We start from the raw sequence: 26,280 nt of genomic DNA, 5'->3' as shown, positions 1-26,280 counted from the left end.
TTATTGTTCAAATTTAATATTACTTAAGTAAATGAGTGAATAAGGCTCTAGGCTAACGTGGCTTAGAGTCATTATCATGAATAAATAGCGGCTAAATTATATGGAACAAACAATAAGTTTATTACACCAACAAGCGCAGCAAGCAATCAATAAAAGCGAGTATCGATTAGCACATCAATGTTTAATTAAAATATTAAAGCAAGACAAGCACTTTTCTGATGCTTACTTTTTACTGGGAATGATTGCCAGTGTTCACCACAATATTGACAAGGCTATTTTATTAATTGAGCAAGCTATTGTGCTTGCTCCGAATAATAGTGAGTTTTTAGCACAACTAGCAAAGCATTACGCGTTGACTAAAAATCACTTGTTGGCACTGAAAAATGCGAAATTATCACAAACACTTAATCCAACCTCTGCGTTAACATGGGACACTTTAGGGGTTACCTATAGTCAAATAGGCCTTCATCAACTCGCTGTGCCATGCTTTGAAAAAGCCATTGAAAAAGATAAGACGGTGGCAGAGTATTTCTTTAATTTAGGTGCCTCTCAAAAGTTTAACGGTGATTTTATCGGCGCACGCTCCAGCTACGAACAATGTATTTTGTTGTCGCCGATGCATTGTAAAGCACATGCTGCATTAACGAGTTTGGGGCAAATATCAGCGAGCAATAATCATATACCAGCCCTAGAATACATACACAAAAATATAGCTAAAACAGATGATTTGCTTTATATATCTCACGCATTAGCACGAGAATACGAAGCATTGAAAAACTACGACAAAGCCTTTAATTATTTACAAAGTGCAAAGCAGAAAAAGTTAGCTCAGCTCGATTATTCAATTAATGATGATAAAACAATATTTACGGCGTTAGAGCAAACATTTAATCAGCAACAAGATTTTAAAATAGGATTTGCAACAAGCGAAGCAATTTTTGTAGTAGGTATGCCAAGAACTGGTACTACATTAGTTGAACGAATAATATCACAGCACAGTGATGTTACGAGTGCTGGTGAATTACAGAACTTTGGTTTGTTATTGAAACAAATGACAAAAACTACAACGAATAAAGTAATTGATGCTGAAACTGTGCAGGCGGCTTGTAACATCGATTTTTGCCAATTAGGTAAAAGTTATATTGAAAGTACGCGCGCTATTACGGGAAAATCAACAAAGTTTGTCGATAAAATGCCCTTAAACTGTTTATATGCTGGGTTTATTTTACAAGCGTTACCGAACGCCAAGATTATTTGTTTAGACAGAAACCCACTCGATACTATTGTAAGTAATTTTAGGCAGCTATTTGCAGTTAATTTTTCTTATTATAACTACGCGTACGATTTATCAACTACCGCAGAATTCTACTTGTTATTTAAAAATCTTATTTCGTTTTGGCTAGAGCAGTATCCAGATAATTTTTATATTGTTAACTATGAAAAATTGGTCAACAATCCAGAAGAAGAGGCCAAAAAATTAATCGAATTTTGCGGTCTACATTGGCAAGATGTTTGTTTGCATATTAACGATAATGCCTCTCCAGTTGCCACGGCTAGTGCGTTACAAGTGCGAGAGCCTATTAATAATAAATCGATTGGGAATTGGGAGAAATATGATAAATATCTTCATGAGGTAAAAGCTATATTAGCAACGGCCAATTGTAGTTAATACGCAGGCAACTAACGGATATCCATAGTCGCAACATAACTTAAACAAATGATTAAAGCTTTTGCCATTATTGCCATAAGTTATAATGGCAGTTCACTGATTAGCCTCTTATTAGAATCACTTCAAAAGCAGGGCGCAGCAATTGATACACCTGCCACATTAAGAAAAGCCCGTTAATCGTAAGGTTAACGGGCTTTTTGCTAGTTGAGTGTTTAGTTTGATAAAAAGGGTTTGCAGCGCTAAACCTTCGAGTAGACTTCAAATCTTTATCTCACCGCCACATGCTAAAAAACCGCTAATTTATTAGCGGTTTTTTTTCGTCTTAAATTTACTAAACAGTATAATTGGGTTTGTCGCGCTAAACCTTCGAGTAGAGTTCAAATCACTATCTCACCGCCACATATGTCCTTTTAATCTGCTGATTGTTGTAATTGGGTGATAAATTTTTTATTCGATTCGTATCCTGTAATTCTCCTTCAAACAATAGTAGTAATTGAAAACCGAATATTACTCATCAACTTGTTCTTGATAACTAAATACCTCGGCAATCGATACACTAAATACATCTGCAATTTTAAATGCTACCTCTAATGAGGGTGAGTATTTGCCTTTTTCTATTGCTACAATAGTTTGTCTAGAGACACTAACCATTTTAGCTAATTCTTGCTGTGTCATCTCATTGTGATGAAAGCGTAAAGCCCGAACATTATTAGTTAATACTTTAGGCATAACTAAACACCTTTTTGGTAGTAAAATAACTGATAAGAGAATCTTAATATTTCTGCCACAAGAAAGCCTACAAGTAGTATGTTCAAGACATTAAACTCTCCACTTAAGGTATCAAAGTAGTAACGAGCATTTTCTAATGATGTTGCCCACAAGCTAACTAATACAAATACGACCCAAGTACTCAACATGTTGTAGGCGATATTCCCACCTTTTAAACTAATCAATATATCTCGTTCATCTCTTTCTTGTTCTACTTCGTCCTTGTTACTCAGTACTGCCACTATGGTATGTACAGCAATATTGAGGATAACGAGCTGAATAGCTGTAGAAAAAAGTAATGAGGTGAAGTTATCATCACTCAGTTGTTCTGTTGAATATAAGTGAGCAAACTCACTACCGTAGAAATATGCAATAAATACCGTAATTAAAAACTGTACCCAAACACTTTTATGAACAAATGACATTTCTCATTCCTCTTTAGTTGATGTCAAATATATTAGACATGGTGTAATGTTAGTTTGACTTTAAATTGATGTCAAATATATTTGACTTCATGTAGCATAAGTTTGACTTGTAATGAATGTTAATTATTTATAAGCCATCGGGTATTGACGAGAATAAGACTATTTATTCAGTTAAACTCAACCCATTTAAAAATCCGTTGGTGGCTTAGTTAATATGGTTAATTTAAATCTCATATAGGAATTCGTAATCTCAAGCATTATGCGTGGTCACATACACCAGGTAAGGAAAACATTAAATTCATGCGAGAAACTATATAGAGTGATTGCTATATGAACGTTTACTCATGCGAAAAAGGGTTTGTAGTGGAAATATTTCGTGCAGAGTTCAAATCTCTTTATCACCGAAATGTTTAGAAAAATTCGCTGTTATTGAAAGGTTTCGTGCAGAGTTCAAATCTCTTTATCACCGAAATGTTTAGAAAAATTCGCTGTTATTGAAAGGTTCATCCTTTTTCGCTATTTGTGAACTTAGCTTATATAGGATGGTTTTTACTCTTAAAATGATAAATCCGAAAATTTACTTTTATATTATGAATATATAAGTCATAAACTCGGTCTTAATTAATACCTTCTAAATTTTTGGCAGTAATCACTTTGTTTCGTAGCCTTCTGATTCAAACGTTCGTATTTTTGTTAATTTTTAATGCTGTTTCTATGCTGCGTGAAACTGATATGTTATCTGCCAGTGCAGATGTTACTCCAGCTCCACAAACATTAAAAACACTTAAAAATAATGTTATTACCCTTCACGCAGAGGGTAAGAAAACGATTGTTTATTTTTTTGCTCCTTGGTGCCAAGTGTGCAATTTTAGCATCGATAATTTACAAAGCTTTTATCAAGAAAATCCTGAGATAAATGTTATTGCAGTCGCATTAGACTTTGTTGATGAAGAAGAGGTAATGAAATTTACTAATAATCACCAATTAACGTTTCCTGTTGCTTTAGGTAATGAGCAAGTAAAAGCCGACTTTAAGGTCTTGGGTTACCCTAGTTATTATGTATTAGACGGCCAAAATACTGTAATTGCTCGATCTTTAGGCTATACAACTGAAATAGGTCTGTATTTAAGGAGTCTTTAGTCTTCTGATCTTTTAAGTGTTTGTGTACACTATTGCCATTATAAAATAATGAGCAGACTGCCTTATGCAAATTTCATCAAACTTCGACTCAGGTAATATCGAGGTTATCTCAGCCGAAAGTCCTAGCAATATACAACTAGCCATTAAAAAAGATCATCAATCAGAATTCTACCAATGGTTTCATTTTAAACTACATAATACTGAACATTCAGAACATGTTATGCATTTAACTAATGCTGGCAAGTCGGCTTATGTAGAGGGATGGAAAGATTATCAAGCGGTTGCTTCTTATGATCGTCAACATTGGTTTCGTGTTCCAACAACTTTTGATGGTGAAAACCTCTCAATTACTTTCACTCCAGAATATGATTCAACATATTTTGCTTATTTCGCCCCTTACAGCTACGAACGTCACCAAGATTTAATTCACAGCGCACAATTAGATATAGATTGTCAGTTACAAGTGTTGGGACAAACGCTTGATGGACGTGACATGTCGTTATTAAAAGTTGGAGAAGAGGGCGAAGGCAAAAAAGTTATTTGGATCACTGCGCGTCAGCATCCAGGTGAAACCATGGCCGAATGGTTCATGGAAGGCTTTATTGATCGCTTATTAGATGAAGATGATGGTGTTGCACGTTCGTTACTCAACAGTGCTGTATTTTATTTAGTACCAAACATGAACCCAGATGGTTCTGCCAGAGGTCATCTTCGCACGAATGCGAAAGGAGTTAATTTAAACCGTGAATGGCAAACGCCAACAATGGAGAACAGCCCAGAGGTTTATTTAGTCAGAGAAAAAATGCTTGCTACTGGCGTAGATATGCATTTAGATATTCATGGCGATGAGGCTTTACCTTTCAACTTTGTTGCAGGTAGCGAAGGTGTTCCATCATACAATGAACGTGTTAAAGGCCTTGAAGATAATTTCAAAAATATACTTCTCGCTATTACACCTGAATTTCAAGATGACAAAGGCTATGATAAAGACGAGCCTGGCCAAGCTAACTTAACGGTTGCAGCTAATTGGGTAGGTGAACAGTTTAATTGTTTAGCTTACACTGTAGAAATGCCATTTAAAGACAATGATTTATTGCCAGACTATAGTGTTGGCTGGTCAGATGAACGTAGTAGTTTATTTGGGCGTGATTTTCTTACGGCTATTTACCATGTGGTTGATGACTTACGATAAAATTTTACAACACAAAATTAACTTTATAAAAATAATAATTATTAGGAGTATGGAATGCAAGAAATTGTGGATATTATAAATGGCTATATTTGGAGCCCATATTTAATTTATCTATGTCTTGGGGCTGGAGTTTTTTTCTCTATTTTAACGCGTTTTGTTCAAATTCGTCATTTTCGTGAAATGTTCCGTTTATTACTTTCAGGTAAAAGTTCAGCAAAGGGGATATCCTCATTTCAAGCATTAGCTGTTTCGTTGTCGGGACGAGTAGGTACCGGTAACATTGCCGGTGTAGCTGCGGCCATTGGTTTTGGTGGTCCTGGTGCTGTATTTTGGATGTGGGTCGTTGCTTTCTTAGGTGCTGCTACAGCTTATATTGAATCAACTAATGCACAAATTTATAAAGAAGAAGAAGACGGCCAATATCGTGGTGGTCCAGCGTACTATATAGAAAAGGCGCTTGGACAAAAATGGTATGCTTGGACGTTTGCACTAGCGACAATTCTTGCATGTGGTGTCCTTTTACCCGTTGTTCAATCAAACGGTATTGGTGACGCTATGGTCAATGTTTTTGGTACCAGTGGCTCAGTAAACTCTTTCATGGGCGCCTTGCCTTTAACGAAAGTATATACTGCGGTATTTATTGTTATATTGCTTGGCTTTATCATTTTTGGTGGCGTTAAACGTATTGCCAGCTTCACACAAGTTGTCGTACCGTTTATGGCATTAGCTTATATTATTATTGCGTGTTCAATTATCGCACTACATATTGATGCATTACCAAGAGTTTTCATGTTAATCGTTTCAGATGCGTTCTCTCCTATGGCTGGCTTTGGTGCTGCAATTGGTTGGGGTGTAAAACGTGGTGTTTATTCAAATGAGGCTGGTCAAGGTACTGGTCCTCATGCGGCTGCCGCTGCTGAAGTTCAACATCCTGCACAACAAGGACTTGTTCAAGCGTTTTCAGTATACATTGATACGCTATTTGTTTGTTCTGCAACCGCATTTATGATTTTAATTACTCAGTCTTACAATGTAATGCCTGAAGGTGCACCAAGTTTTGTTGTACAAAATTTAGCTAGTGATGTTGTTATTAACGGACCTGCTTTTACACAGCTTGCTGTTGATAGTGTACTAACTGGTTTCGGTAAGCCGTTTATTGCAATAGCATTGTTTTTCTTTGCATTTACAACGGTACTTGCGTATTACTTTATTGCAGAAAACAACGTTTCATATATAAATAAAACCATCAAAATGCCAATACTTAGGTTCGTGCTTAAGTTAATCATTATGACAGCCGTATTTTACGGTACTGTTGCAGAGCCAAGTGCAGCTTGGGGATTAGGTGACATTGGTGTTGGGTTAATGGCTTGGTTAAATATTGTTGGTATTATTGCAATTTTCTTTATGGCTAAACCTGCAATTAAAGCGTTAAAAGACTACGAAAGACAGCAAAAAGAAGGTGTTGAAGATTACACTTTTGATCCAAAAAGTTTAGAAATTAAAAATGCTGACTTTTGGGAAAACCGTTTTAATAAGCAAAATAAAAAATAATTGATAATTACTGAAAAAAAACGCCCGCAAGGGTGTTTTTTTTAGGTAAAATAAAGTATCGAAGCAGAGGTAGAAAAATGGCCGTAATAAATTGCCCAAGTTGTAAGAAAAAAATATCCGATAAAGCTAAACAATGTGAGCATTGTCAAATAGACTTAACCGCATTAGATGCTGATAAAATAGCAAGTTTAAAGCGCGTAAGTGCAGTAACTAAGTCACAGCAATTAATGAATCATTCCTTTATTGCTATGTTATTATTTTGTGGTGGTTTTCTGTTTTTATATTGGCAAGATGCACAACCGGGTACTTGGGAATATATTTCTGCAATAACCAGTACTGTATTAGGTTTTATTCTTTATATAATTACCCGAGTTAGACTTATATTAACCAAACGTAGCCAATCTTAATTAACCTAATTTATAAGAGATATTCATGGATATCATTCAGTTAGTCGACAATATGTCAGAAGAAATGTATTTGCGCTTAAAATGTGCAGCTGAAACTGGCAAGTGGCCAGAAGGTACCGTTGTTGCTAAAGAACAGCAATTAAGTGCTTTACAAATTACCATGGCTTATCAATCTAAGCATTTAAACTCAGATCAAACTCTTTCTATTAGCCCTAAAGGTGAGATGATCATAAAAACAAAACGCGAACTACGTTCAGACTTTCCTTCAGCGCTCGACAATAACGACATTGCTAGGTTTTCAGATATATGATTTTTTCTAAATTTTTAAAAAAGAAATGGCAACACAAAAATAGTACCGTACGCGTTGAAGCAATAAATTCTAGTCTTTCAATAGATGAACCAGAACAACGTGAAATTATTGAAGCACTTGCCGCCAATGACGACAATGAAAATGTTCGACGTGCTGCATTAATAAAACTCAATAGTTACCAATCTTGGTTAACCCATAGCCAAGAAAACACCATGGTTAAAGTTAAACAATACGCAGGGAAAAAAGTCTGCGCAATTTTAACCGATCAAGACACTATTAAACTCTCTGAGCAAGATAAACTCACGTATATCAAAAACACGAATGATTATAGTTTTTTTGAAACATGGTTAAAAACAGCCGAAGAAGCTAATTTGATCATCACCTTATTTGAAAAAATAGCGAATAAAACACAGGCTAATGATCTCAGTAATAAATTAACCTTGAAACCTCAGGTGTTAGTTAATTTATTTAGCTTAAAGCAGAACGCAGAAGTACAAAATTACATTATCAGTAAAGTTTATGATTTAGATACTTTAGAAAAACTTAAGAAAAAATCACAACAGCCTGAAGTTACACAACGGTTAACTGATAAAATTGCCAAGCTACAATACGCCATTGAACAACCGATCGTACTTTGTAAAAAAATTAATTTAGTTCTGGCAAAGTTACAAGCTTTAAAAGATCAATACGATTATAAAGAATACTTAGATAAGCGCGAAAGTTTGAATACAGAATGGCAAGCATTAATTGCTGAATTGTCTGCATTTGATACGGCAGAAAATAATGACTTTATTGATAAGCACCAAACTATTACTGTGCAACTTGATAAACTTTTTGCTACAAAAGCTGAACAACATGTTCAGGATGAAATTGCGCGTGAACTAAGCGATGCTAAACAGAAGTCACGTATTCATTTTGACAAAACGTTAGCTATTATTGATCAAACATTAACAACAAGTATTTTTGAAAATGATGATATTGAAGAACAACAATATCAAACACTGTTTGATAAATTAACCAGTGAGATAATTGCTTCAGTATTAACTAAAGAAGAACAGAATTCCTTCATTGCAAAAATTTGCCAACAACAGCAAAAACTTCAGCAATTACCTGAAATTGCACAATCGGTTAGTGACGCTACGCATTTAATTTCAAAAGTATCACAATTGGCTATGCCAACAACCGTTGCAGAAATGAACGAACGCCAAACTGTTTATCAAGACTGGCTTAGTGAATGGAAAAATGCTGAGAAAAATTCGGCTGGAGCATTACCTGACTCTATTAAGAACGCGGCTAATGAAATTCAGCGTAACTGGCGTCAGGCTGTCAAGCCACTTCAGCAAGTGCAAAAGCAAGAATTCTCAGTCACTCAGAAAAAACTACATGATGTTAAAAGGCTCATTGCATCGGGTAAGTACAATGCTGCATTTGGCGTTTTCAAAAAAGCTAAACAACTTTTTAATGCGTTATCAGAGCAGCAACAAAATCGTATACAAAAAGATTATGACTCACTCAGTGAAAAAATAGCTGATTTAGCCGATTGGGAGCATTACATTGCAACCCCGCGTAAGCAGCAACTATTAGCTGACATTAAAACAATTGTAGAAACACCACTAGACAACCCTAACGAACAAGCTGAAAAAGTTAAACAGTATCGAAAAACTTGGAATAGTCTTGGTCATGCTGACGACGACGAAGAACAAAAATTAAATACCGAGTTTAATCAATTATGTGAAACTGCATTTACGCCGTGTAGATTGTTTTTTGCAGAACAAGAAAAACTTAGAGCTCAACACTTATTAACCCGTCAGGGTTTTATGGAGCAAGCAACTTTACTCGCTAATAAGTTACCGAGTACAACTGAAAATATAGACCAAAACATTGTCGTTGATTTTAAGACATTGGAAGCTGAATTAAACCAAGTGGTAAAACAATGGCAAAGTGCAGGGCAAGTTGACCGTGCAATTTATCAAGAAATAAACCAACAGTTTAATAATGTTTTACAACCGGTTAAATCTGCAATTAAAGTTTATCATGATGAAAACAAAGAAATAAAACAGCAACTTATTGGTACTGCTAAGCAGTTACTTGAACAGGACGATGTTTTTAAAGCGGTTAATCAAGTTAAAACGTTGCAAACTCAATGGCGTAATACTGGTTATTCTGGTGCTAAAGTTGAAAATAAACTTTGGCAAACCTTTAGAAAAATTAATGATGATATTTTTACTAAACGTGATCAACAGTCCGCGATTGAAAAATCAGCAAGTACCGCTAAAACAGCTGAGTTAGAACTTGCTTTACAAACTCTTGAAGCCCAATTTTCAACTATTAACCAATTACAAGAGCTACAAGATTTTGAGCAAGCATTACAAGTTTTATACCATGAAGTAACACAACAAAAGCCAAAAATGGTCAAACTTGAAAAACAAATTATTGCGAAGGAAAAGTCTTTAGCTAAGAAAATTGTTGACTGTAAACAAGCTAATGAAAAACAACAATGGCGTTATTTATTTACAGCGTTGGAACAAGGTGTTGCTAGTGAAGCAGGTTTTACTGAGCAGGGTGAATACCAACACTTAAATACATTCTGGCAGAAAAAACTAAAAGAATTAACCAACAAAGAACAGTTGGCTAATCGTGCTGATGCAACGCTAGAGCTTGAAATTTTATCTGGTATACCATCACCAAGCGAACTACAGCAAAGTAGAATGGCGGTACAGGTTAATTTAATGCAGACCCAAATGTCTTCTGGTGCGCCAATTGATTTAGAGGATAAATTTTCTCAATGGCTCATGTTAGGAAAGTTTGATCAGCAAGATATTGCCTTCTTAAATAGAGTTAAACCTATATTTCAATAAAAGAATAACTCGCTAAGTTTGAAGCTGTCGGCCGTCATAAAAAACTGATAGCTTCAAACTAATAGCGATGTCTTAACTTAATTCACCACGTAAACTTACTTCAAGTAATTGGCAAATTTTATCGTGCGAGTATTCTTTACTTAGCAAGTAATGTAATTTCGTTAATGTTGCTTCTAAAGTCATATCGTTACCGCTAATTACCCCAATTTTACTCAGCGCATTACCCGTAGCATATCCTTTCATATTTACTGTACCTTTAATGCACTGACTACAGTTAACAATCACAATACCATCATCATTTGCTTGTTTTAAACAGTCTAACATTGCTTGATTTTGTGGAGCGTTACCAACACCATAACTACGTATTATCAACGCTTTTACTGGTTGTTTAATGATGTTTTTAATTAACTCGACAGATATACCTGGGTATAAATGTACTACGCCAATAGGTTGTGGAGTAATTTGTGCTAATTTTAAAGGCAGAGAAACAGGCTCAGATATTTTACCTTCAATTAACTTAATGTTAATACCTGCCTCAAGCAACGGTGGTAAATTAGGTGAGTCAAAAGCATTAAAACCATCAGCGTAGGCTTTGATACTACGGTTGCCACGAAATAATTTATTATTAAAATATAAACCAACTTCATTAATAGGGTAGTTGGCTGCTATATATAATGAATTGAGTAAGTTTTCTTGGCCATCTGAACGTAATTGGCTTAACGGTATTTGTGAACCGGTAACAATAACGGGTTTACTTAAATTTTCGAGCATAAATGAAAGCGCAGAACTAGTATAAGCCATAGTATCTGTGCCATGAAGCACGACAAAACCATCGTAATCATCATAATGTTGCTGAATATCGTTAGCGATATGTTGCCAATCGGCAGGTGACATATTAGATGAGTCGATTAATGGCTGATATTCATTTATCGTAAATTCTGGCATTTCTTCACGATGAAAGTCGGGCATTTTCATTATTGCGTCGGTTAAATGTTGCTTTTGTGGTATGTAACCATTTTCACTCGGCTTCATACCAATGGTGCCACCGGTATAAGCAATATAGATACGTTTTCTCATAGCATAAGTCTTAATGTAAAGTTGACATTAAAATGCCAAAGTAGAATTGTAATTGCCGAGGATTGTAACACACAGTTTTCAGTGTCTTTGAAGAATTAAACAGGTTTTAGATAAAAAAAAGCCCCGATAATTCGAGGCTTGAGTTAGTTGATGTAAACTTTATTTATTCAACTTCACACGCTAAACAAAATGAATAAATTCCTTGAGGATCATTTAATTGCGAGAATTGTTTAATTTCAAGAGCCAGCTGACTGATTATTTTTGTAATACTGTTTTCACTGTAAATTTCTTTAGTCGGTTCATTAAACAATACTGATGCTTGTCCGAATAAGCTTTGTAAGAATAATGCACGAGGGCTTTTTTCTTTTTCAATGAGTAAGGTATCGTAATTTTGTAAACCGGCTAGTTCAGCTGCAGCTTCAATAGCGTTATCAATATTACCTAATGCATCCACTAAACCCAGCTCTAATGCTTTTTTACCTGACCACACACGACCTTGTGCAATAGCATCAACTTGTGCTGTTGTCATATCTCGATTATTGGCAACCAGTTCAATAAAGTCTCGATAACCGCGCTCAATATTTAATTGTACAATGTTAGCCATGCCAGGGGTTAATTCGCGTGTTAAGCCAAACCCAGCAATATCAGTTGTACCTACACCATCAGTATGAATGCCTAACTTGCTCAATGAGTTTTCAAAGGTCATAAAAAAACCAAATATACCAATTGAGCCGGTTATTGTAGTAGGTGAGGCGTATATTTTATCTGCTGGGGCAGATATCCAATAACCACCTGATGCAGCATATGTTCCCATTGATGCAACTACCGGCTTACCGGCAACTTTTAGTAATTCAACCTCTTGTCGAATAACTTCTGAAGCATATGCACTGCCACCTGGACTATCAACTCTGAGCACAACCGCTTTTACATCATCATTCATTCGAGCTTTGCGAAGTAGGGCTGCCGTAGATGTGCCACCAATAGTACCCGGTTTTTGATTACCATCTAAGATAGTACCTTTAGCAACGATGACAGCGACTTTATCACCGTTAATTATGTTCGGAGCAAATGGGTTTTTGATCACATTTAAATAATCATTAAAAACTATTTTTTTAAAGCTTTCTTCACCATCACTTCCAACCATATTGATTAATTCATTACTAATTTGTTCTCTTGTTTTTAACGCATCAACCCAATGGTTTTGCAGCGCATACTCGGCAATATTACCATTAGCTGCTTTCAATTTAGTGAGGAGAACATCAACATCTTCATCAAAGTTACTGCTTTCAAAACCACGTTGCTGGGCAACATCGTTTTTATATTGTTGCCATAGATCGTTTAACCATAATTGGTTAGCTTCTTTTGCAGCAACAGACATATCGTCTCTAATATAAGGTTCAACAGCGGATTTATAAGTACCAACACGAAAAACATGTTGGCTAATTGATAACTTGTCTAATGCCGATTTAAAGTAAAGTTGATAACGACCATACCCGTCTAACAGCATCCAGCCTTTAGGGTTTAGCCAAATTTCATCAGCAAAACTAGCAAGGTAATATTGGTTTTGACTGTATTGTTCGCCCACAGCAATAACTTTCTTGCCACTGGTTTTAAACTTTGTAATGGCATGAGCAATATCGCTTAATTTCGTAATACCTGAGCCTTGCATGTTTTTTAAGTCCAACACAAGCATACTAATATTATCATTTTGTTCAGCGTGTTCGATCACGTTTAAAATGTCAGCTAATAATACTTCAGGCGCAGTATCAGGTTGCTCTAGAGCTTCACTCACGAATGCATCAATGGGATCTATATCGTGTTTTTGTTCAACAATATCACCACTTAGATTTAACACCAGTGCTGAGCCTGGCTTAATCACAATCGCTTCTTCACCACTATTAATGGCAATAATAAAAATGAATAGCACGGTAAAAAAAACTAGATTAAGTATAATTTTACGTGAAGTGTTAAGTAAACTAAAAAAGCCGAAGGTGATTCGTGCCAATGTACTCTTATTTTCTTTCATAAAACCTGTCTACAGATTATTCTAAGTTATCGATACTATATGCTACTGAAAATTCACGTGATTAAGTAGTCGTAAATGTAACTATTTTTGTCAGAGGGTTATTTTGTAAGGTTTAAGCCCTCGATCATTTTATTCTTTATTACAATTTGGAATTTTTTATATGATAAAGTTGAAGAAATAGATATATACAGTAAAGTTACATTAATTGATGACAAAAGATATTTAACCTATATGATAACAAGTAGATAGCATCTATATAACTGTAATGTTCACACACAAAATCAGTATAATTGATGGCTATATTCATCAGTTCATTTTGGCTCAAAGGATATCAAACTAAAGGAATTTTCAATTTTATGAATGTATTAGAGTTTTTACATACTCGTCAGTCTAACCCTCATTTGCACGGCAATACACCTGATCAAGAGACCATTGATAATATTCTCAAAGCAGGAATGCGTGTTCCTGACCATGGATGTTTAACGCCTTGGCGATTCACCGTAATAAAAGATGACGGTTTAACAAAGCTAAGTAAGGCATTTAAGTCAGCGGTGATCACTGATGGTGGCGATGAAGCTAAAATTGAAAAAGCCGCTAAAATGCCTTTTAGAGCACCGTTAATTATTGTGATCAGCACCAAGTTTCATCAACATGTTAAAGTACCAAAACAAGAGCAATTAATTGCTGCGGGTTGTGCGGTTCATGCAATGCAAATGGCGGCAACATGTCTTAAGCTCGGTTCTGTGTGGCGCACGGGTGAAATGAGTTATCATCCATTGGTTAAAGAGCGTTTAAATATTGAGTTACATGAAGAAATTGTTGGCTTTTTATACATTGGTGACGAGCTAAAAGAGTTACCTTTGAAAAATAGTAAATCACTTGAAGACCATGTTAGTTATTTTTAGATAGGTAAATTGTACGTTATAAAAATCGCGCAATGTTAAGCTTTTAAGTGAAGTGTATGTAATAAATGTTTTTACTTATTTTTACTTAATAAAAAACCCTCTATAAGAGGGTTTTTTTATGTCCACCTGTTAAGTGTTTAACAGTTAACAAGCTTAGAATGCAGCGTTGTTTGGTGTTCTTGGGAAAGGGATCACGTCACGAACATTCTGCATGCCTGTTGCATAAGCTACTAAACGTTCAAAACCTAAACCAAAACCTGAGTGTGGAACAGTGCCGTAGCGACGTAAGTCACGATACCAACTGTAATCTGCAGGATCTAAATTCATTTCGGCTAAACGCTTGTCCAGAACATCTAAACGTTCTTCACGTTGACTACCACCAATAATTTCACCAATACCCGGAGCTAAAATGTCCATAGCAGCAACGGTTTTTCCATCATCGTTTAAACGCATGTAGAAAGATTTAATGTCTTTAGGGTAGTTTTGTAAAACAACCGGACCATTAAAATGCTCTTCAGCTAAGTAGCGCTCGTGCTCTGAGTTTAAATCAACACCCCAAGCTACTTTGTTTTCAAACTTTTTACCGCAGTTTTCTAAAATAGTGATTGCGTCGGTGTAATCTAAACGTACAAAGTCATTGTTAATCACTGAATTTAATCGTTCTACAACCGTTTTATCAACACGTTGTTGGAAGAATGCCATGTCGTCAGCACGTTCATCAAGCACAGCTTGAAAGACATATTTTAACATTTCTTCAGCTAAATCAGCAGCATCTGACAAATCAGCAAAAGCAATTTCTGGTTCGATCATCCAAAATTCAGCTAAATGACGTGTAGTGTTTGAGTTTTCAGCACGAAAAGTTGGTCCAAAGGTATAAACTTTAGAAAGGGCACAACAATAGGTTTCAACATTTAATTGGCCTGAAACCGTTAAAAATGTTTCTTTACCAAAAAAGTCTTGGTTGTAATCAACTTTTCCTTGATCGTTTAGCGGTAAGTTTTCCATATCAAGCGTACTAACACGGAACATTTCACCTGCACCTTCGCAATCACTACCTGTGATTAATGGTGTGCTGATCCAAAAGTAACCTTTACTATGCAAAAAGCGATGTACCGCTTGTGCTAATGTATTACGAACACGAGTAACAGCGCCACCTATGTTGGTGCGTGGGCGCAAATGTGCTTGTTCACGTAAAAACTCAATGCTATGACGTTTTGCTGCCATTGGATAAGTATCAGGGTCTTCTACTAAACCTAATACTTCAACTTGCTCTGCTTGTAATTCAAATGACTGACCTTTACCTGGTGATTCTACCAAGATACCGGTAACTTTTACGGCAGCACCAGTAGTAAGTTTTAATATATCAGTCTGATAATTATCCAAGTTGTTAGGAGCAATTGCTTGAATAGCGTCGAAACATGAACCGTCATGAACCGCTAAAAATGAAATACCTGCTTTCGAATCACGACGTGTGCGGATCCAACCATGGATAGTAATTGATTCATTAACAGGATATTTTCCTGCCAAGATATCAGTAATTGCAATGACTGACATTTAAACCTCTTTTTTGTCAAAAATGTTCTCTAATTTTAAGGATTGATATGTTACCTTGCTTGTAAGGTTTAACAAGTAATAATTGCTAAATCTTGTCTTTATAAAAAGAAAAAATACAATTAGAGATAAAAGGCGGTACGAAGTATGAAAAATACTAGAAAAGAGCGAAGGAGTGCTGCTGATTTATGGACTTATCTATTGAGAATACTAGCCATCTTAGGTTGGGGATTATTCGTTTTTGCTTTAATCGTGTCTTACTATGCGGCACCAGAGTCTGATTATGGTTTATTACGTTATCATGATATTGAAATTAGAAAGTTTTGGTTAACGCCATTAACGGGTTATTTATATATAGTTTTATGGTTAAGTGCCTTAAGTAGTTATTTTTGTTTGATACTAGACAAGTATCGTAGCCGACGTAAAAGCGACAGTAAGCATTTTAATATATTATTGCTGCTTGCTATCACCATCGCTTGGGTAAGCTTTATTTTAGTGCAAATTTCCGAATCGAAAATTGTTTAATAACTTACTGCTAAGTATAAAGAATTAATGAGTTTTAAACGTAATAACGACTAGTTAAATAAATAGCGTTAATTGCGTTTAAAACATTTATCTTCATCCAATATCGTACTTATCGCCTTTATCAGTAAATTTAAATCTGTTTCCTTGCTAATAAAAGGCGGCATAATATAAATAAGCTTTCCAAACGGGCGGATCCAAACGCCTAATTCAACAAAACGTTTTTGTATCTCTGCCATATCAACATTTTCAATAACTTCAACTACGCCTATACCGCCCAATATACGAACGTCGTTAACTCTATCATGTAAATTTAGTGGTAATAAATGTTCTTTAAACGTACTTTCAATATTGGCTATTTGTTGTTGCCATTGGTTTCGCTTTAAAATGTTAAGACTGGCGTTTGCAACAGCACAAGCAAGTGGGTTACCCATGAAGGTAGGTCCGTGCATAAAGCATCCAGCTTCACCATTACTTATGGCGTTAGCAATTTCGTCAGTACATAAGGTGGCTGCTAGTGTCATGTAGCCACCGGTTAACGTTTTACCTAAACAAATAATATCTGGGCTAATATCAGCCCATTCACAGGCGAATAACTTTCCTGTTCGTCCCAAGCCTGTGGCAATTTCATCAGCGATCATCAGCACATTGTATTGATTACATAACGCTCTACAAGCTTTTAAATAGTTAGGGTGATATAAGCGCATGCCTCCGGCGCCTTGTACTATCGGCTCGATAATAAAAGCTGCAATTTCGTTATGGTGCTCGGCAAATATTTTGCTTAGCTCTTCAACATCTTTGTTTTCCCAAGGTTGGTCAAAGGCTATGGTAGGCGCGGGAGCAAAGATGTTTTTCATTAAAACAGGTTCAAATAATTGATGCATACCATTAATTGGATCACAAACTGACATCGCAGCGAATGTATCGCCGTGGTAGCCATTCTTAACAGTGAGTATTTTATGCTTTTCAGGTTTATTTTTGCTATGCCAATACTGTAATGACATTTTAAGTGCGACTTCAACTGACACCGAGCCGCTATCACTTAAAAATACTTTGTTCAAACCAGCAGGGGTAATTTCAATTAAGGTTTTTGATAACGTTATGGCAGGTTCGTGCGTTAAACCGCCAAACATTACATGAGCAAATTTTTGGGTTTGGTCAATTAAGGCCTGATTTAGTTCAGGGTGATTATAGCCATGCAGTACAGACCACCATGATGACATACCATCTACAACTTTTTCACCACTTGCCAGGTTAATATGTACACCGTTAGCTGACTCAACTAGGTATGAAGGCAAAGGTTTAGACATAGAAGTGTAAGGATGCCAAACGTGGTTTTTGTCAAATTCGAGTAATTCTGTTTGTTTATTGTTCATATGTAAGGCTTGGTTGGGTAAATTAGTTGACATCTTGCGGTTGACGCATAGACTACCCGTTAATAATGGCAGATGCAATTTCAAAACGAGTGAATAACTATGACACAGCAAACATCAGCGGTAAGTGAATCTTCAACAAATACGACCGCTAATAATAGCAACCAAGGTAACAGTGAAGTACGCCATAATTGGCAAGCAGAGGAAGTTAAAGCCCTGTTTGAAATGCCATTTAATGATTTGATGTTTAAAGCCCAAGTTATTCACCGCGCAAACTTTAATCCAAATGAAGTTCAAGTAAGTACTTTATTATCAATAAAAACCGGAGCCTGCCCAGAAGACTGCAAGTATTGCTCTCAAAGCTCTCGTTATAAAACTGACATTGATAAAGAACGTTTAATGGAAGTTCAAAAAGTGCTAGAAGCAGCACAAGTAGCTAAAGATCAAGGTTCTACACGTTTTTGTATGGGCGCTGGATGGCGTAACCCTAAAGCGAGAGACATGCCTGCAGTAGTTGAAATGGTTAAAGGTGTTAAAGCTTTAGGGCTAGAAACCTGCATGACACTAGGCATGTTATCTGCCGACCAAGCTGATGAATTACAAGGGGCTGGTTTAGATTATTACAATCATAATTTAGATACTTCGCCTGAGCATTATAATCAAATTATCACTACGCGTACTTATCAAGACCGATTAGACACTTTAACTAATGTTCGAAGTTCAGGTATGAAAGTCTGTAGTGGCGGTATTGTTGGTTTAGGCGAAGAGAGTAAAGACCGTGCGTCGTTATTGGCTCAACTGGCCAACCTTTCACCACAACCAGAAAGTGTACCGATTAATATGTTGGTTAAAATTGAAGGAACGCCGCTTTCTGACGTTGCAGATTTAGATCATTTTGAATTTATTCGCTGTATTGCTGTTGCACGTATCATGATGCCAAAAAGTCATGTTCGTTTATCTGCAGGGCGTGATGCTATGAATGAGCAAATGCAAGCCATGTGCTTTTTAGCGGGTGCCAACTCAATTTTTTACGGTTGTAAATTATTGACTACTGGTAATCCTGAAGCTAACAAAGACATGATGCTCTTTGATCGTTTAGGTATTAATACTGAAACAATTGCGAGTTCAGAAGTAGATGAAGCTAAAATTAAAACCGCTGTTGTTGATCAGCAAAACAGTGATCTATTTTATAACGCCGTAAATTAATTTGTATGGCGTTTGAGTTTTTATCCGCAGATATTGCACAACAAAAACAGCGCGCACGTTATCGTGTGCGTCAGTGTGTTGCTGAGCAAAATGGCCGCTATGTTAAAATTGACAATAAAAGTTACCTTAACTTTTCTTCAAACGACTACCTTGGCTTAAATCATCATAAAGATATTAACCAAGCATTAGTCGTTGGTGCTGAACGATTTGGCACCTGTGCAAGTGGCTCTAGCTTAATTACTGGCTACTCTTATGCTCATCAAGCATTGGAGAATGATATTTGTGATTGGCTAAACCAGCCTAAATGTTTGTTATTCGCTAGCGGATTTTCGGCAAACAATGCCTTAATGCACGCTTTAGGGCATGAAAGTTGCCAACTTTATTTAGATAAACTCAGCCACGCTTCTTTAATCGATGGCGCTTTAGCAAGCAAGGCAAAAGTAAAACGCTTTTTACATAACGATACGGCACAATTACAGCGATTTTTAACTAAAAATACAAAATCATCGGATAATGACGCTATTGAATTAAATAAGGTTATCGTCTCTGAAGGTGTTTTTAGTATGGATGGCGATCAGGCTGATGTAGAAAGTTTGTCGAAACTTTCACAACAGCACAATGCACTACTATATTTAGACGACGCTCACAGTATCGGTGTTATTGGCAATAAAGGGCAAGGAAGTAGCAGCATTGCCGATATTGACATTATTATGGGGACTTTCGGTAAAAGTATTGCAACCAGTGGTGCTTTTGTCGCTTGTAATGAATTGCTTGCTGACTATTTAGTTAATTTTTCACGGCATTATATTTATTCAACAGCCATTTCACCAGCCCTTGCATGGGCAACTAAAAAAAGCATTGAAATCATTCAACGCGACCATTGGCGACGAGAAAAAATTACAGAATTGAGTCAATTACTTGCAACAAAATTATCCAGTAGTGTGCAGTTAATCAAAAATTCATCGTCAATTCATGCCATTGTTATTGGAGATGAACTTAATACACTTAATGTTTGTCAGAAGCTTCGAGAAAAGGGAATTTGGCTCAGTGCAATTCGTCCTCCCACGGTTCCAAACAATAGCTCAAGGTTACGCGTAACCATAACTTCGAGCCACGAAATTAAAGATATCAATTACTTAGCTAATTGTATCAATGAGGTTATAACATAATGTCTGAAAAGACTAACCGTTTTAAGATAGCGAGATCTTTTGGCTCAGCTAGTAGTTCTTATGACACTTCTGCGCGATTACAGCGTTATTGTGGAAAACATTTAATGCCATGGTTACCTAATCGTAACGATTTAACTGCGTTAGATTTAGGTGCAGGTACTGGATTTTTCACCGAACTTTTATCTAGTCGGTACCAGCAAGTTATTGGCTTAGATATATCAAAAAATATGCTGCAATTCGCCAAAGATAATCGTAATTCGTCGATTCATTGGCTAGAAGCAGACGCATATAAAATACCATTACAAGATAGCAGTGTAGATTTAGTCTATTCCAACTTGATGATCCAATGGTGCGATCCACTCGACTTAGTGATCAATGAAGTTATGCGTGTATTAAAACCCGGCGGTCTTTTTGTTTTTAGTACCTTGATTGATGGTACGTTAATTGAGTTAAAATCTGCATGGGCACAAGTAGATAATGACCAACACGTGATTGACTTTATACCTGAAAGTGAAATTAGACCCTTGTTTGATGGTACAAATAGAAAACTCTTAAATGCTAAGCAGCAAGATATTGTTTTAGAATATGAAAATGTTCTGCATTTAGCCCGTGAATTGAAAAGCTTAGGCGCAAGTCATGTCCCTAAAAAGCAGGGCAAAGGCCTTGCCGGTAAAGATCAGTGGCAAAAAATGACTAAAAGCTACCAAAGTTTTTTAGAGCCATCTGGAATTTATCCTGCAACATATAAAGCCTTTTCTGGTGTAGTGGTTAAATTAAGCGATTAAATCACCTGAAATATCATTGTTGAATCATAAACTCATTTTTAAAAGCGAACTGATATGTTGAAATTATTTATTACCGCTACAGACACTGACGCGGGGAAAACCTATGCTGCCCAAGCGATAGTGCATGCGCTCGTTCAAGCAGGTAACAAAGTGGCAGTATATAAACCTATTTCTGCAGGCTGTGAACTTATTGATAATACACTAGTAAACGAAGATGCCTTGTTATTACTTAACCAGTCTAATTGCCAGCAAACTATTTCACAAGTTAACCCGATAGCTTTTGAACAACCTATTGCACCACACATAGCCGCGTCTAAGTTACAACAAACTATAAGCATAAATGACATTGAGCGTAATTATGAAGATGTTATTAATTTAGCTGCAGACGTAGTGATTTGTGAAGGCGCAGGAGGGTGGCGATTACCACTTGGCCAGGGGAAGTTTTTATCTGAATTTGCCCAAACTAGTGAGCAAAATGTGATACTGGTCGTCAATATGAAACTGGGCTGCTTAAACCATGCAATGTTAACCTATCAGGCTATTATATCTGACGGATTAACCTGTTTGGGTTGGATAGCTAATTGCCCTGATGATATGCCTTATTTAGCTGAAAACATTAGTGAATTAACTGCACTTTTGCCAATTCCTAAATTAGCAGAGCTACCTTTTGACGAAGATATTCGACAAGCTGCGAAGCATATTGATATTTCACTACTTACCTCGCTAAAATAACGCTAACAGATTAATTATAAATTACTCGTTAAGTATTGTTAAATAAGCATTATTCAATAAACGGTGCTCATAAACATTGCCCATGAGTAATTTATAATTATAATCATTCAACTAACCGCCGATTCTATAATAAATCATCTACAATATCGTCTGTTGTCATCTCTGTTTTACAGCCTGCCTTAAATATAAAACCATTGGCTAGTGATTTACTGCCTGATAAACCAGAGATTAATCTCATCGTATTTAGCTTAATGTCTAATGCTGTTCCTTCAACAATCGCTACGATTGGTGTTGTGGGGTTTAGTACCATAAACTCAGCTAAACGTTGTGCTCGTGTTTCACCATTATGACCAGCAGGGCTATGATCGGTATAATGCGGGTTAAGCTGAAAGTTAACTAATTGAAGTGCATTAAAACTTTGCGGTTCAATAATCGGCATATCATTTGTAGTACGAATTGTCAGTCCGGCAATATTTGAACCAGCACTCCAACCTATATAAGGCATACCTGTAGATACTTTTTGTTGAATAGGCTCAATAAGTTTGTTTTGATACAGCTGATGTAATAAGTGAAACGTATTACCTCCACCAACGGCAATGGCTTGTGCGTTATTAATAGCGGTGATCGGGTCATCATATTCATGAATACCTGTTACTTTAATGCCTTGCTCATTTAAAGCACATTGCACCTTAGCGGTATATTCATCGTAACTTAGCGTTACACCAGCGTATGGCACAAATAAAAGTTCAGTTATGCCATTAAGCTTTTCTCCTATCATTCCTAAAGCATGTTGTAAATATTCTGTACTCCCGACACGAGAGCTGCTTAGTAGTAACAAGTTTGCATTTTCGATAAACAATTTTTTCACCTTTTTAACTTTCATTATTGTTAAATATATATTCTAAGCACAGTCACCTGATTAAAGAGTTTAATTTCAAGACCTAACTTTAAAACGTAGCGCTTAAAGTTATTCAAAACTTCAAACTGACAAGCATATATTTATTGCCAGATTAATTCGATAACTCGGTTAAACATGCCATAGCAATAAATCCAGATCGCGTTTTATATTCTGATGTTTTAGCCACCCGATCATCAATTTGTTTAATCAATAATTCAGGTAACGTGACATTAATTTTATGGCTTTTCCCCATGTAAGGAACGATATCAAAATCTAACACACCCCATATTGGAGAGGTAGCTGAACACAGCAACATGTGCTCTTCAATTGTCTTTGCATGTGGTACTTGTTCACCGTACTCAACTAAAATTTTTAAGTGCGAAATCATCGCTTCATTTAACAGCGAAAACCCTTCATCCATAGTTGACGCTTTCACTTGGCATCCCGGTAAATCAACAACTGATAATACATATTTATTCTCTTCGTTGTTACGTAAAACCATAACTGGATATTTCATTAATTTAATCCTTATTCCGAATTTAATCCATGTTAACTCTGATAACCCTTATTTGCAATGTGCAAATAACTCTGGGGGTTACTTTTATTCGCACAACAACAACCCTGATAACCCTGCAAAATGAAGAGATGATAACTCCGGTAACCCTTTCTGTATTTGAAGTAACTATTCACTTACATCTAAAATCAATGAAATAAGTGTTATTAATTTCAAGGGATTAAAACTTCACTTATAAAAACAAAAGAAGATAAATTTTTGTATCGAGTGTTTAAGCAGAGTTATTAGCACTACAGTTGATAAAAATATCAGGTGTTACCGGAGGAGAATTAAGAAAGTAAGGTGTAAAAATCGGGCTGTTATCTATGTTTAATTTACACTCTAATTGACATAAATCTAAGCTTAACGCATAAATTTAATTTGATTTTTAACGGTAATACATCGTTATAAATTCATTAAAAGTGAGCACGCAAGGAGCATAAATGATGTAGATAATAAGGGGGATTATAATGATAAATTTACAGGTGATTTTGAATGGTTTTTTACAGGATACTAACCTTATTTTTGATTGGTTTTTGAGTGTATTTATTGAAGTAAATAGTAGAGAAATAAGTGAATGAATTAATAATAAAGTGCTTTGTTAATACTTATTAATGGTATTCCTACCAGTAATTTTCAAAACTAAAATGTCCTGGTGAACGTCTTAAATGTTTTTCAAATCCTAACTCAATTAAAACATCTCTAGTGTCGTGAACCATCGCTGGGTTACCGCATAAATAGAAAAAACTATTTTGCTTGTTTGGTGATATCTTAACAGCATTCATAAGGCTACTATCTTTTAATAATTGCGGAATTCTTCCTGACATTATTCCGGGATGTTGCTCGCGAGAAACAATCGGTAAATATACTAATTTACCGTTATATTGTTGCAAGAGCTTTTCGATTAAAGCTTGATAAACGAGTTCTTGTTTAGTTCTAACAGCGTGCACTAATATTATTTTTTCAAACCTTTGTTGTGTTTCACTTTCTCCTAGTATTGATAAAAAAGGTCCAATAGCTGTGCCTGTTGAAAGTAACCATAAATTGGTAGCGTTTGAAGGGATTTCAGCCAGCGTCATGAAACCGCTAGGTTTGTCCCCAACATAAATATCGTCACCTATATTTACTTTTGCAAGTTTTGGACTTAAGCCTCCATTGGGCACATCAATAATAAGAAACTCCATACATTTTCGACCAAGCGCATGATTTGGAGAATTAACGAAAGAATACGCACGCCTGAGCCACTCGCCATTTTCATCTTGAAGGGCTAGTTTAGTAAATTGGCCAGCTACGTAAGGACCAATGTCGGCCTTAACCGTGATAGAAAATTCATTATCAGTCCATTGCTTATAATCAGTTACTTCACCCTTAACAAAGCCATTTAGTGTTAACATGTTGGAGACCTTAATATTTTAAATAACGACATTTATATGGTTAACTATAGAACTAGTGCATTATTTTACATAACATTTTTATAAATTTAGGAGATTCTGTTGAAGGTATATGGCGATAGTCAATCAGGTAACTGTTATAAGGTACAACTAACGTGTGCTTTATTAGATATTAAACACCAATGGCAACCTATAAATATTCTCAAAGGTGAGAACAATACCCCAAGTTTTCTTAATAAAAGTAAAAGTGGGAAAATTCCTTTGTTAGAGTTAGAAGATAGCCGATGTTTAGTAGAGTCCAATGCCATCATTAATTATTTAGCACACGGGAGTTCATTATTACCGACTGATCCTTTCTTATTAGCACAAGTGCAACAATGGCAATTTTTTGAACAATATAGTCACGAGCCTTATATTGCAGTTGCACGTTTTATAGAAAAGTATCTCGGCTTGCCAGACAACAGACGCGAAGAATATCTATCTAAGCAAGATGGGGGCTACAAAGCCTTAACAGCTATGGAGCGTCAACTAGAGAGCACTCAATATTTAATTGGCGATCATCTCTCGACAGCTGATATATCATTATTTGCTTACACGCATGTTGCGAATGAGGGGGCTTTGATTTAACCAGCTTTCCTGCAATTAATGCTTGGCTTGCTAGGGTTAAGCGACAAGACGGTTTTATATCAATGGAAAATGTTAATTAGTCGAAAGGGGTCTGCCACTTTTCTCATATAATTTATCAACTCAACCAATAGGCCATTGGCTTATTCAATAACCTATTGGTTGATATTTAAAGCTTATTCTTCGTTACGTTATTCAGATTTATCTCATAAATATTTCTACCAATACCATGAAATTCTTCATCGGTAAAAATAATGGTTTCTTCATCTACAAAGGTAATCGCTTCTTTTTGAGTAACTATGCCTAAATCAATGCGATATTTATCACCCGAAAAAAAGTCATCTCCTTGCCAGTTTTCGAACAACCAAATGCGTTGTGAGTCTAACAGCGCTAATCTTTTCTTGTTTGGGCTTAATGCAGCGGAAGTGATCCAACAAAGCTTTATTGCCAGCGTACATGTTTTAAATTTACTTATTTTTTTTGCATCATAATTAGCCGCATGATCACCAATTTTATACAAGTTGGTTATGCCATTAAAAGGTACCATGCGATTTTTAGTAAAAAGATATAAATGTCTTTTATAAAATACGAAGGCTTCAACATCAAATTCCATTTCACTGGGCTTTGGCGGGAAATTAACATGTTCAGGGTATTTGAATTTTATAATTTCAGCTTCTGTTACATCACCTTTAATATCGATAGGATTTTCAATTTTATAAATTGTTAACCATTTTCGTAGATTATCATTATTGCCAAAATCGCCTAAAAAGAAGTGACCAAAATCATCTTGTGTCATATCTTCCCAATCAATATTTTTAGCATTAGTTACGGTAATAGTTTTTTCAATGCTGCCTTTATTGTTAATCTGGTATAACTTCGCATCATCTCCGCCATCGTTGATTGCCCAAAGATTTCTATTTTTATCAAACTCTATACCCGATATTTCTTTAAGTTGAGGATCTATCGTTGCAGACTTATTCTTATACAGTTTATAGCTATTGGTCGCTATTATTATGACAACTGCAATGGCACTTCCGGTGAAAAATCCGGCGAGTGTTTTTTTCATAATTTTAAAGCCATAAAATTTAACGATTTAATTTGCGCGAAGCATAACAGGGAACTGAAAAAATTACTGTTTGATTTTGTAA

23 protein-coding genes and 1 pseudogene are annotated in these 26,280 nt (G+C 35.9%); 14 read left to right on the top strand and 10 right to left on the bottom strand.

Going from position 1 to position 26,280, the window contains the following annotated elements:
• The first annotated feature begins 100 nt into the window (after positions 1-100).
• On the top strand, positions 101-1,669 hold the full coding sequence (locus tag DBO93_RS09475; protein ID WP_108456128.1) for a sulfotransferase: 1,569 nt from the start codon (positions 101-103) through the stop codon (positions 1,667-1,669).
• 507 nt (positions 1,670-2,176) lie between these two features.
• Here the strand turns inward: DBO93_RS09475 and DBO93_RS09470 are convergent.
• Positions 2,177-2,398: a helix-turn-helix transcriptional regulator gene (locus tag DBO93_RS09470; RefSeq protein WP_108456127.1), complete on the bottom strand. Its 222-nt coding sequence runs from the start codon at positions 2,396-2,398 to the stop codon at positions 2,177-2,179.
• 2 nt (positions 2,399-2,400) lie between these two features.
• Positions 2,401-2,862 carry a hypothetical protein gene (locus DBO93_RS09465; RefSeq protein ID WP_108456126.1) on the bottom strand — a complete coding sequence of 154 codons (462 nt, stop codon included), beginning with the start codon at positions 2,860-2,862 and terminating at the stop codon, positions 2,401-2,403.
• 690 nt (positions 2,863-3,552) lie between these two features.
• Between DBO93_RS09465 and DBO93_RS09460 the strand changes: the two genes are divergently transcribed.
• The 6 genes from DBO93_RS09460 (at position 3,553) to DBO93_RS09435 (ending at position 10,320) form a co-directional block, all read left to right on the top strand.
• The gene (locus DBO93_RS09460; RefSeq protein ID WP_239059158.1) at positions 3,553-4,002 is read left to right on the top strand and encodes a TlpA disulfide reductase family protein; all 450 of its coding nucleotides are present in this window, start codon (positions 3,553-3,555) and stop codon (positions 4,000-4,002) included.
• Between the two features lie 64 nt (positions 4,003-4,066).
• Complete coding sequence (locus DBO93_RS09455) at positions 4,067-5,194, top strand: M14-type cytosolic carboxypeptidase (RefSeq protein ID WP_108456124.1); 1,128 nt, start codon at positions 4,067-4,069, stop codon at positions 5,192-5,194.
• Positions 5,195-5,248: 54 nt separating this feature from the next.
• Entirely contained in the window at positions 5,249-6,745 is a 1,497-nt protein-coding gene (locus DBO93_RS09450; protein ID WP_108456123.1) for an alanine/glycine:cation symporter family protein, read from the top strand.
• A 77-nt stretch (positions 6,746-6,822) separates the two neighbouring features.
• Complete coding sequence (locus DBO93_RS09445) at positions 6,823-7,152, top strand: hypothetical protein (protein WP_108456122.1); 330 nt, start codon at positions 6,823-6,825, stop codon at positions 7,150-7,152.
• 25 nt (positions 7,153-7,177) lie between these two features.
• On the top strand, positions 7,178-7,462 hold the full coding sequence (locus DBO93_RS09440; RefSeq protein ID WP_108456121.1) for a DUF1315 family protein: 285 nt from the start codon (positions 7,178-7,180) through the stop codon (positions 7,460-7,462).
• Complete coding sequence (locus DBO93_RS09435) at positions 7,459-10,320, top strand: DUF349 domain-containing protein (RefSeq protein WP_108456120.1); 2,862 nt, start codon at positions 7,459-7,461, stop codon at positions 10,318-10,320. Before DBO93_RS09440 ends, DBO93_RS09435 begins: the two co-directional genes overlap by 4 nt.
• A gap of 72 nt (positions 10,321-10,392) precedes the next feature.
• On the opposite strand, the gene ansA is transcribed toward DBO93_RS09435, so the two are convergent.
• Complete coding sequence (gene ansA, locus DBO93_RS09430; protein WP_108456119.1) at positions 10,393-11,397, bottom strand: asparaginase; 1,005 nt, start codon at positions 11,395-11,397, stop codon at positions 10,393-10,395.
• 163 nt (positions 11,398-11,560) lie between these two features.
• Positions 11,561-13,423: a signal peptide peptidase SppA gene (sppA, locus tag DBO93_RS09425; RefSeq protein ID WP_108456118.1), complete on the bottom strand. Its 1,863-nt coding sequence runs from the start codon at positions 13,421-13,423 to the stop codon at positions 11,561-11,563.
• Between the two features lie 356 nt (positions 13,424-13,779).
• Here sppA and DBO93_RS09420 point away from each other — a divergent pair, with 356 nt between their 5' ends.
• Complete coding sequence (locus tag DBO93_RS09420) at positions 13,780-14,328, top strand: NAD(P)H nitroreductase (protein ID WP_108456117.1); 549 nt, start codon at positions 13,780-13,782, stop codon at positions 14,326-14,328.
• A gap of 153 nt (positions 14,329-14,481) precedes the next feature.
• Here the strand turns inward: DBO93_RS09420 and asnS are convergent, their stop codons facing one another.
• The gene (asnS, locus tag DBO93_RS09415; RefSeq protein ID WP_108456116.1) at positions 14,482-15,882 is read right to left on the bottom strand and encodes an asparagine--tRNA ligase; all 1,401 of its coding nucleotides are present in this window, start codon (positions 15,880-15,882) and stop codon (positions 14,482-14,484) included.
• 144 nt (positions 15,883-16,026) lie between these two features.
• Between asnS and DBO93_RS09410 the strand changes: the two genes are divergently transcribed.
• Entirely contained in the window at positions 16,027-16,404 is a 378-nt protein-coding gene (locus DBO93_RS09410; protein ID WP_108456115.1) for a hypothetical protein, read from the top strand.
• A gap of 68 nt (positions 16,405-16,472) precedes the next feature.
• On the opposite strand, the gene bioA is transcribed toward DBO93_RS09410, so the two are convergent.
• Positions 16,473-17,777, bottom strand: a complete 1,305-nt coding sequence (gene bioA / locus DBO93_RS09405) for an adenosylmethionine--8-amino-7-oxononanoate transaminase (protein WP_108457792.1) — start codon at positions 17,775-17,777, stop codon at positions 16,473-16,475.
• A 99-nt stretch (positions 17,778-17,876) separates the two neighbouring features.
• Between bioA and bioB the strand changes: the two genes are divergently transcribed.
• Genes bioB through bioD form a run of 4 tightly spaced genes read left to right on the top strand, consistent with a single transcriptional unit; the run spans position 17,877 to position 21,666 of the window.
• Positions 17,877-18,980 (top strand): biotin synthase BioB, encoded by a 1,104-nt coding sequence (gene bioB, locus DBO93_RS09400; protein ID WP_108456114.1) that lies wholly within the window; start codon positions 17,877-17,879, stop codon positions 18,978-18,980.
• Positions 18,981-18,985: 5 nt separating this feature from the next.
• Entirely contained in the window at positions 18,986-20,149 is a 1,164-nt protein-coding gene (locus tag DBO93_RS09395; protein WP_108456113.1) for an 8-amino-7-oxononanoate synthase, read from the top strand.
• The gene (bioC, locus tag DBO93_RS09390) at positions 20,149-20,934 is read left to right on the top strand and encodes a malonyl-ACP O-methyltransferase BioC (protein ID WP_108456112.1); all 786 of its coding nucleotides are present in this window, start codon (positions 20,149-20,151) and stop codon (positions 20,932-20,934) included. The genes DBO93_RS09395 and bioC overlap by 1 nt, the downstream gene beginning before the upstream one ends.
• Before the next feature lie 54 nt (positions 20,935-20,988).
• Positions 20,989-21,666: a dethiobiotin synthase gene (gene bioD / locus DBO93_RS09385; RefSeq protein ID WP_108456111.1), complete on the top strand. Its 678-nt coding sequence runs from the start codon at positions 20,989-20,991 to the stop codon at positions 21,664-21,666.
• 124 nt (positions 21,667-21,790) lie between these two features.
• On the opposite strand, the gene pepE is transcribed toward bioD, so the two are convergent.
• From pepE to DBO93_RS09370, 3 genes are all read right to left on the bottom strand, one after another.
• On the bottom strand, positions 21,791-22,525 hold the full coding sequence (gene pepE, locus DBO93_RS09380; protein ID WP_239059157.1) for a dipeptidase PepE: 735 nt from the start codon (positions 22,523-22,525) through the stop codon (positions 21,791-21,793).
• Between the two features lie 151 nt (positions 22,526-22,676).
• Complete coding sequence (locus DBO93_RS09375; RefSeq protein ID WP_108456109.1) at positions 22,677-23,081, bottom strand: type II toxin-antitoxin system HicB family antitoxin; 405 nt, start codon at positions 23,079-23,081, stop codon at positions 22,677-22,679.
• A 659-nt stretch (positions 23,082-23,740) separates the two neighbouring features.
• Positions 23,741-24,511: a ferredoxin--NADP reductase gene (locus DBO93_RS09370; RefSeq protein WP_108456108.1), complete on the bottom strand. Its 771-nt coding sequence runs from the start codon at positions 24,509-24,511 to the stop codon at positions 23,741-23,743.
• A gap of 99 nt (positions 24,512-24,610) precedes the next feature.
• On the opposite strand from DBO93_RS09370, the pseudogene DBO93_RS09365 reads away from it, so the two are divergent.
• Positions 24,611-25,215, top strand: a pseudogene (locus DBO93_RS09365) (glutathione S-transferase family protein).
• Between the two features lie 86 nt (positions 25,216-25,301).
• On the opposite strand, the gene DBO93_RS09360 reads toward DBO93_RS09365, so the two are convergent.
• Positions 25,302-26,198, bottom strand: a complete 897-nt coding sequence (locus tag DBO93_RS09360; protein WP_108456107.1) for a hypothetical protein — start codon at positions 26,196-26,198, stop codon at positions 25,302-25,304.
• Between the last annotated feature and the right edge of the window lie 82 nt (positions 26,199-26,280).

Source organism: Colwellia sp. Arc7-D, from assembly GCF_003061515.1.
Lineage (GTDB): Bacteria > Pseudomonadota > Gammaproteobacteria > Enterobacterales > Alteromonadaceae > Cognaticolwellia.
The sequence above is the reverse complement of the archived record's forward strand: the minus strand, read 5'-3'. Positions and strand labels throughout refer to the sequence as shown.

Excerpts from the sequence above, each read along its gene's own strand:
- DBO93_RS09475 (WP_108456128.1), top strand. The coding sequence starts at position 101 with ATGGAACAAACAATAAGTTTATTACACCAACAAGCGCAGCAAGCAATC.
- DBO93_RS09470 (WP_108456127.1), bottom strand. The coding sequence starts at position 2,398 with ATGCCTAAAGTATTAACTAATAATGTTCGGGCTTTACGCTTTCATCAC.
- DBO93_RS09465 (WP_108456126.1), bottom strand. The coding sequence starts at position 2,862 with ATGTCATTTGTTCATAAAAGTGTTTGGGTACAGTTTTTAATTACGGTA.
- DBO93_RS09455 (WP_108456124.1), top strand. The coding sequence starts at position 4,067 with ATGCAAATTTCATCAAACTTCGACTCAGGTAATATCGAGGTTATCTCA.
- DBO93_RS09450 (WP_108456123.1), top strand. The coding sequence starts at position 5,249 with ATGCAAGAAATTGTGGATATTATAAATGGCTATATTTGGAGCCCATAT.
- DBO93_RS09445 (WP_108456122.1), top strand. The coding sequence starts at position 6,823 with ATGGCCGTAATAAATTGCCCAAGTTGTAAGAAAAAAATATCCGATAAA.
- DBO93_RS09440 (WP_108456121.1), top strand. The coding sequence starts at position 7,178 with ATGGATATCATTCAGTTAGTCGACAATATGTCAGAAGAAATGTATTTG.
- DBO93_RS09435 (WP_108456120.1), top strand. The coding sequence starts at position 7,459 with ATGATTTTTTCTAAATTTTTAAAAAAGAAATGGCAACACAAAAATAGT.
- ansA (WP_108456119.1), bottom strand. The coding sequence starts at position 11,397 with ATGAGAAAACGTATCTATATTGCTTATACCGGTGGCACCATTGGTATG.
- sppA (WP_108456118.1), bottom strand. The coding sequence starts at position 13,423 with ATGAAAGAAAATAAGAGTACATTGGCACGAATCACCTTCGGCTTTTTT.
- DBO93_RS09420 (WP_108456117.1), top strand. The coding sequence starts at position 13,780 with ATGAATGTATTAGAGTTTTTACATACTCGTCAGTCTAACCCTCATTTG.
- asnS (WP_108456116.1), bottom strand. The coding sequence starts at position 15,882 with ATGTCAGTCATTGCAATTACTGATATCTTGGCAGGAAAATATCCTGTT.
- DBO93_RS09410 (WP_108456115.1), top strand. The coding sequence starts at position 16,027 with ATGAAAAATACTAGAAAAGAGCGAAGGAGTGCTGCTGATTTATGGACT.
- bioA (WP_108457792.1), bottom strand. The coding sequence starts at position 17,777 with ATGAACAATAAACAAACAGAATTACTCGAATTTGACAAAAACCACGTT.
- bioB (WP_108456114.1), top strand. The coding sequence starts at position 17,877 with ATGACACAGCAAACATCAGCGGTAAGTGAATCTTCAACAAATACGACC.
- DBO93_RS09395 (WP_108456113.1), top strand. The coding sequence starts at position 18,986 with ATGGCGTTTGAGTTTTTATCCGCAGATATTGCACAACAAAAACAGCGC.
- bioC (WP_108456112.1), top strand. The coding sequence starts at position 20,149 with ATGTCTGAAAAGACTAACCGTTTTAAGATAGCGAGATCTTTTGGCTCA.
- bioD (WP_108456111.1), top strand. The coding sequence starts at position 20,989 with ATGTTGAAATTATTTATTACCGCTACAGACACTGACGCGGGGAAAACC.
- DBO93_RS09375 (WP_108456109.1), bottom strand. The coding sequence starts at position 23,081 with ATGAAATATCCAGTTATGGTTTTACGTAACAACGAAGAGAATAAATAT.
- DBO93_RS09370 (WP_108456108.1), bottom strand. The coding sequence starts at position 24,511 with ATGTTAACACTAAATGGCTTTGTTAAGGGTGAAGTAACTGATTATAAG.
- DBO93_RS09360 (WP_108456107.1), bottom strand. The coding sequence starts at position 26,198 with ATGAAAAAAACACTCGCCGGATTTTTCACCGGAAGTGCCATTGCAGTT.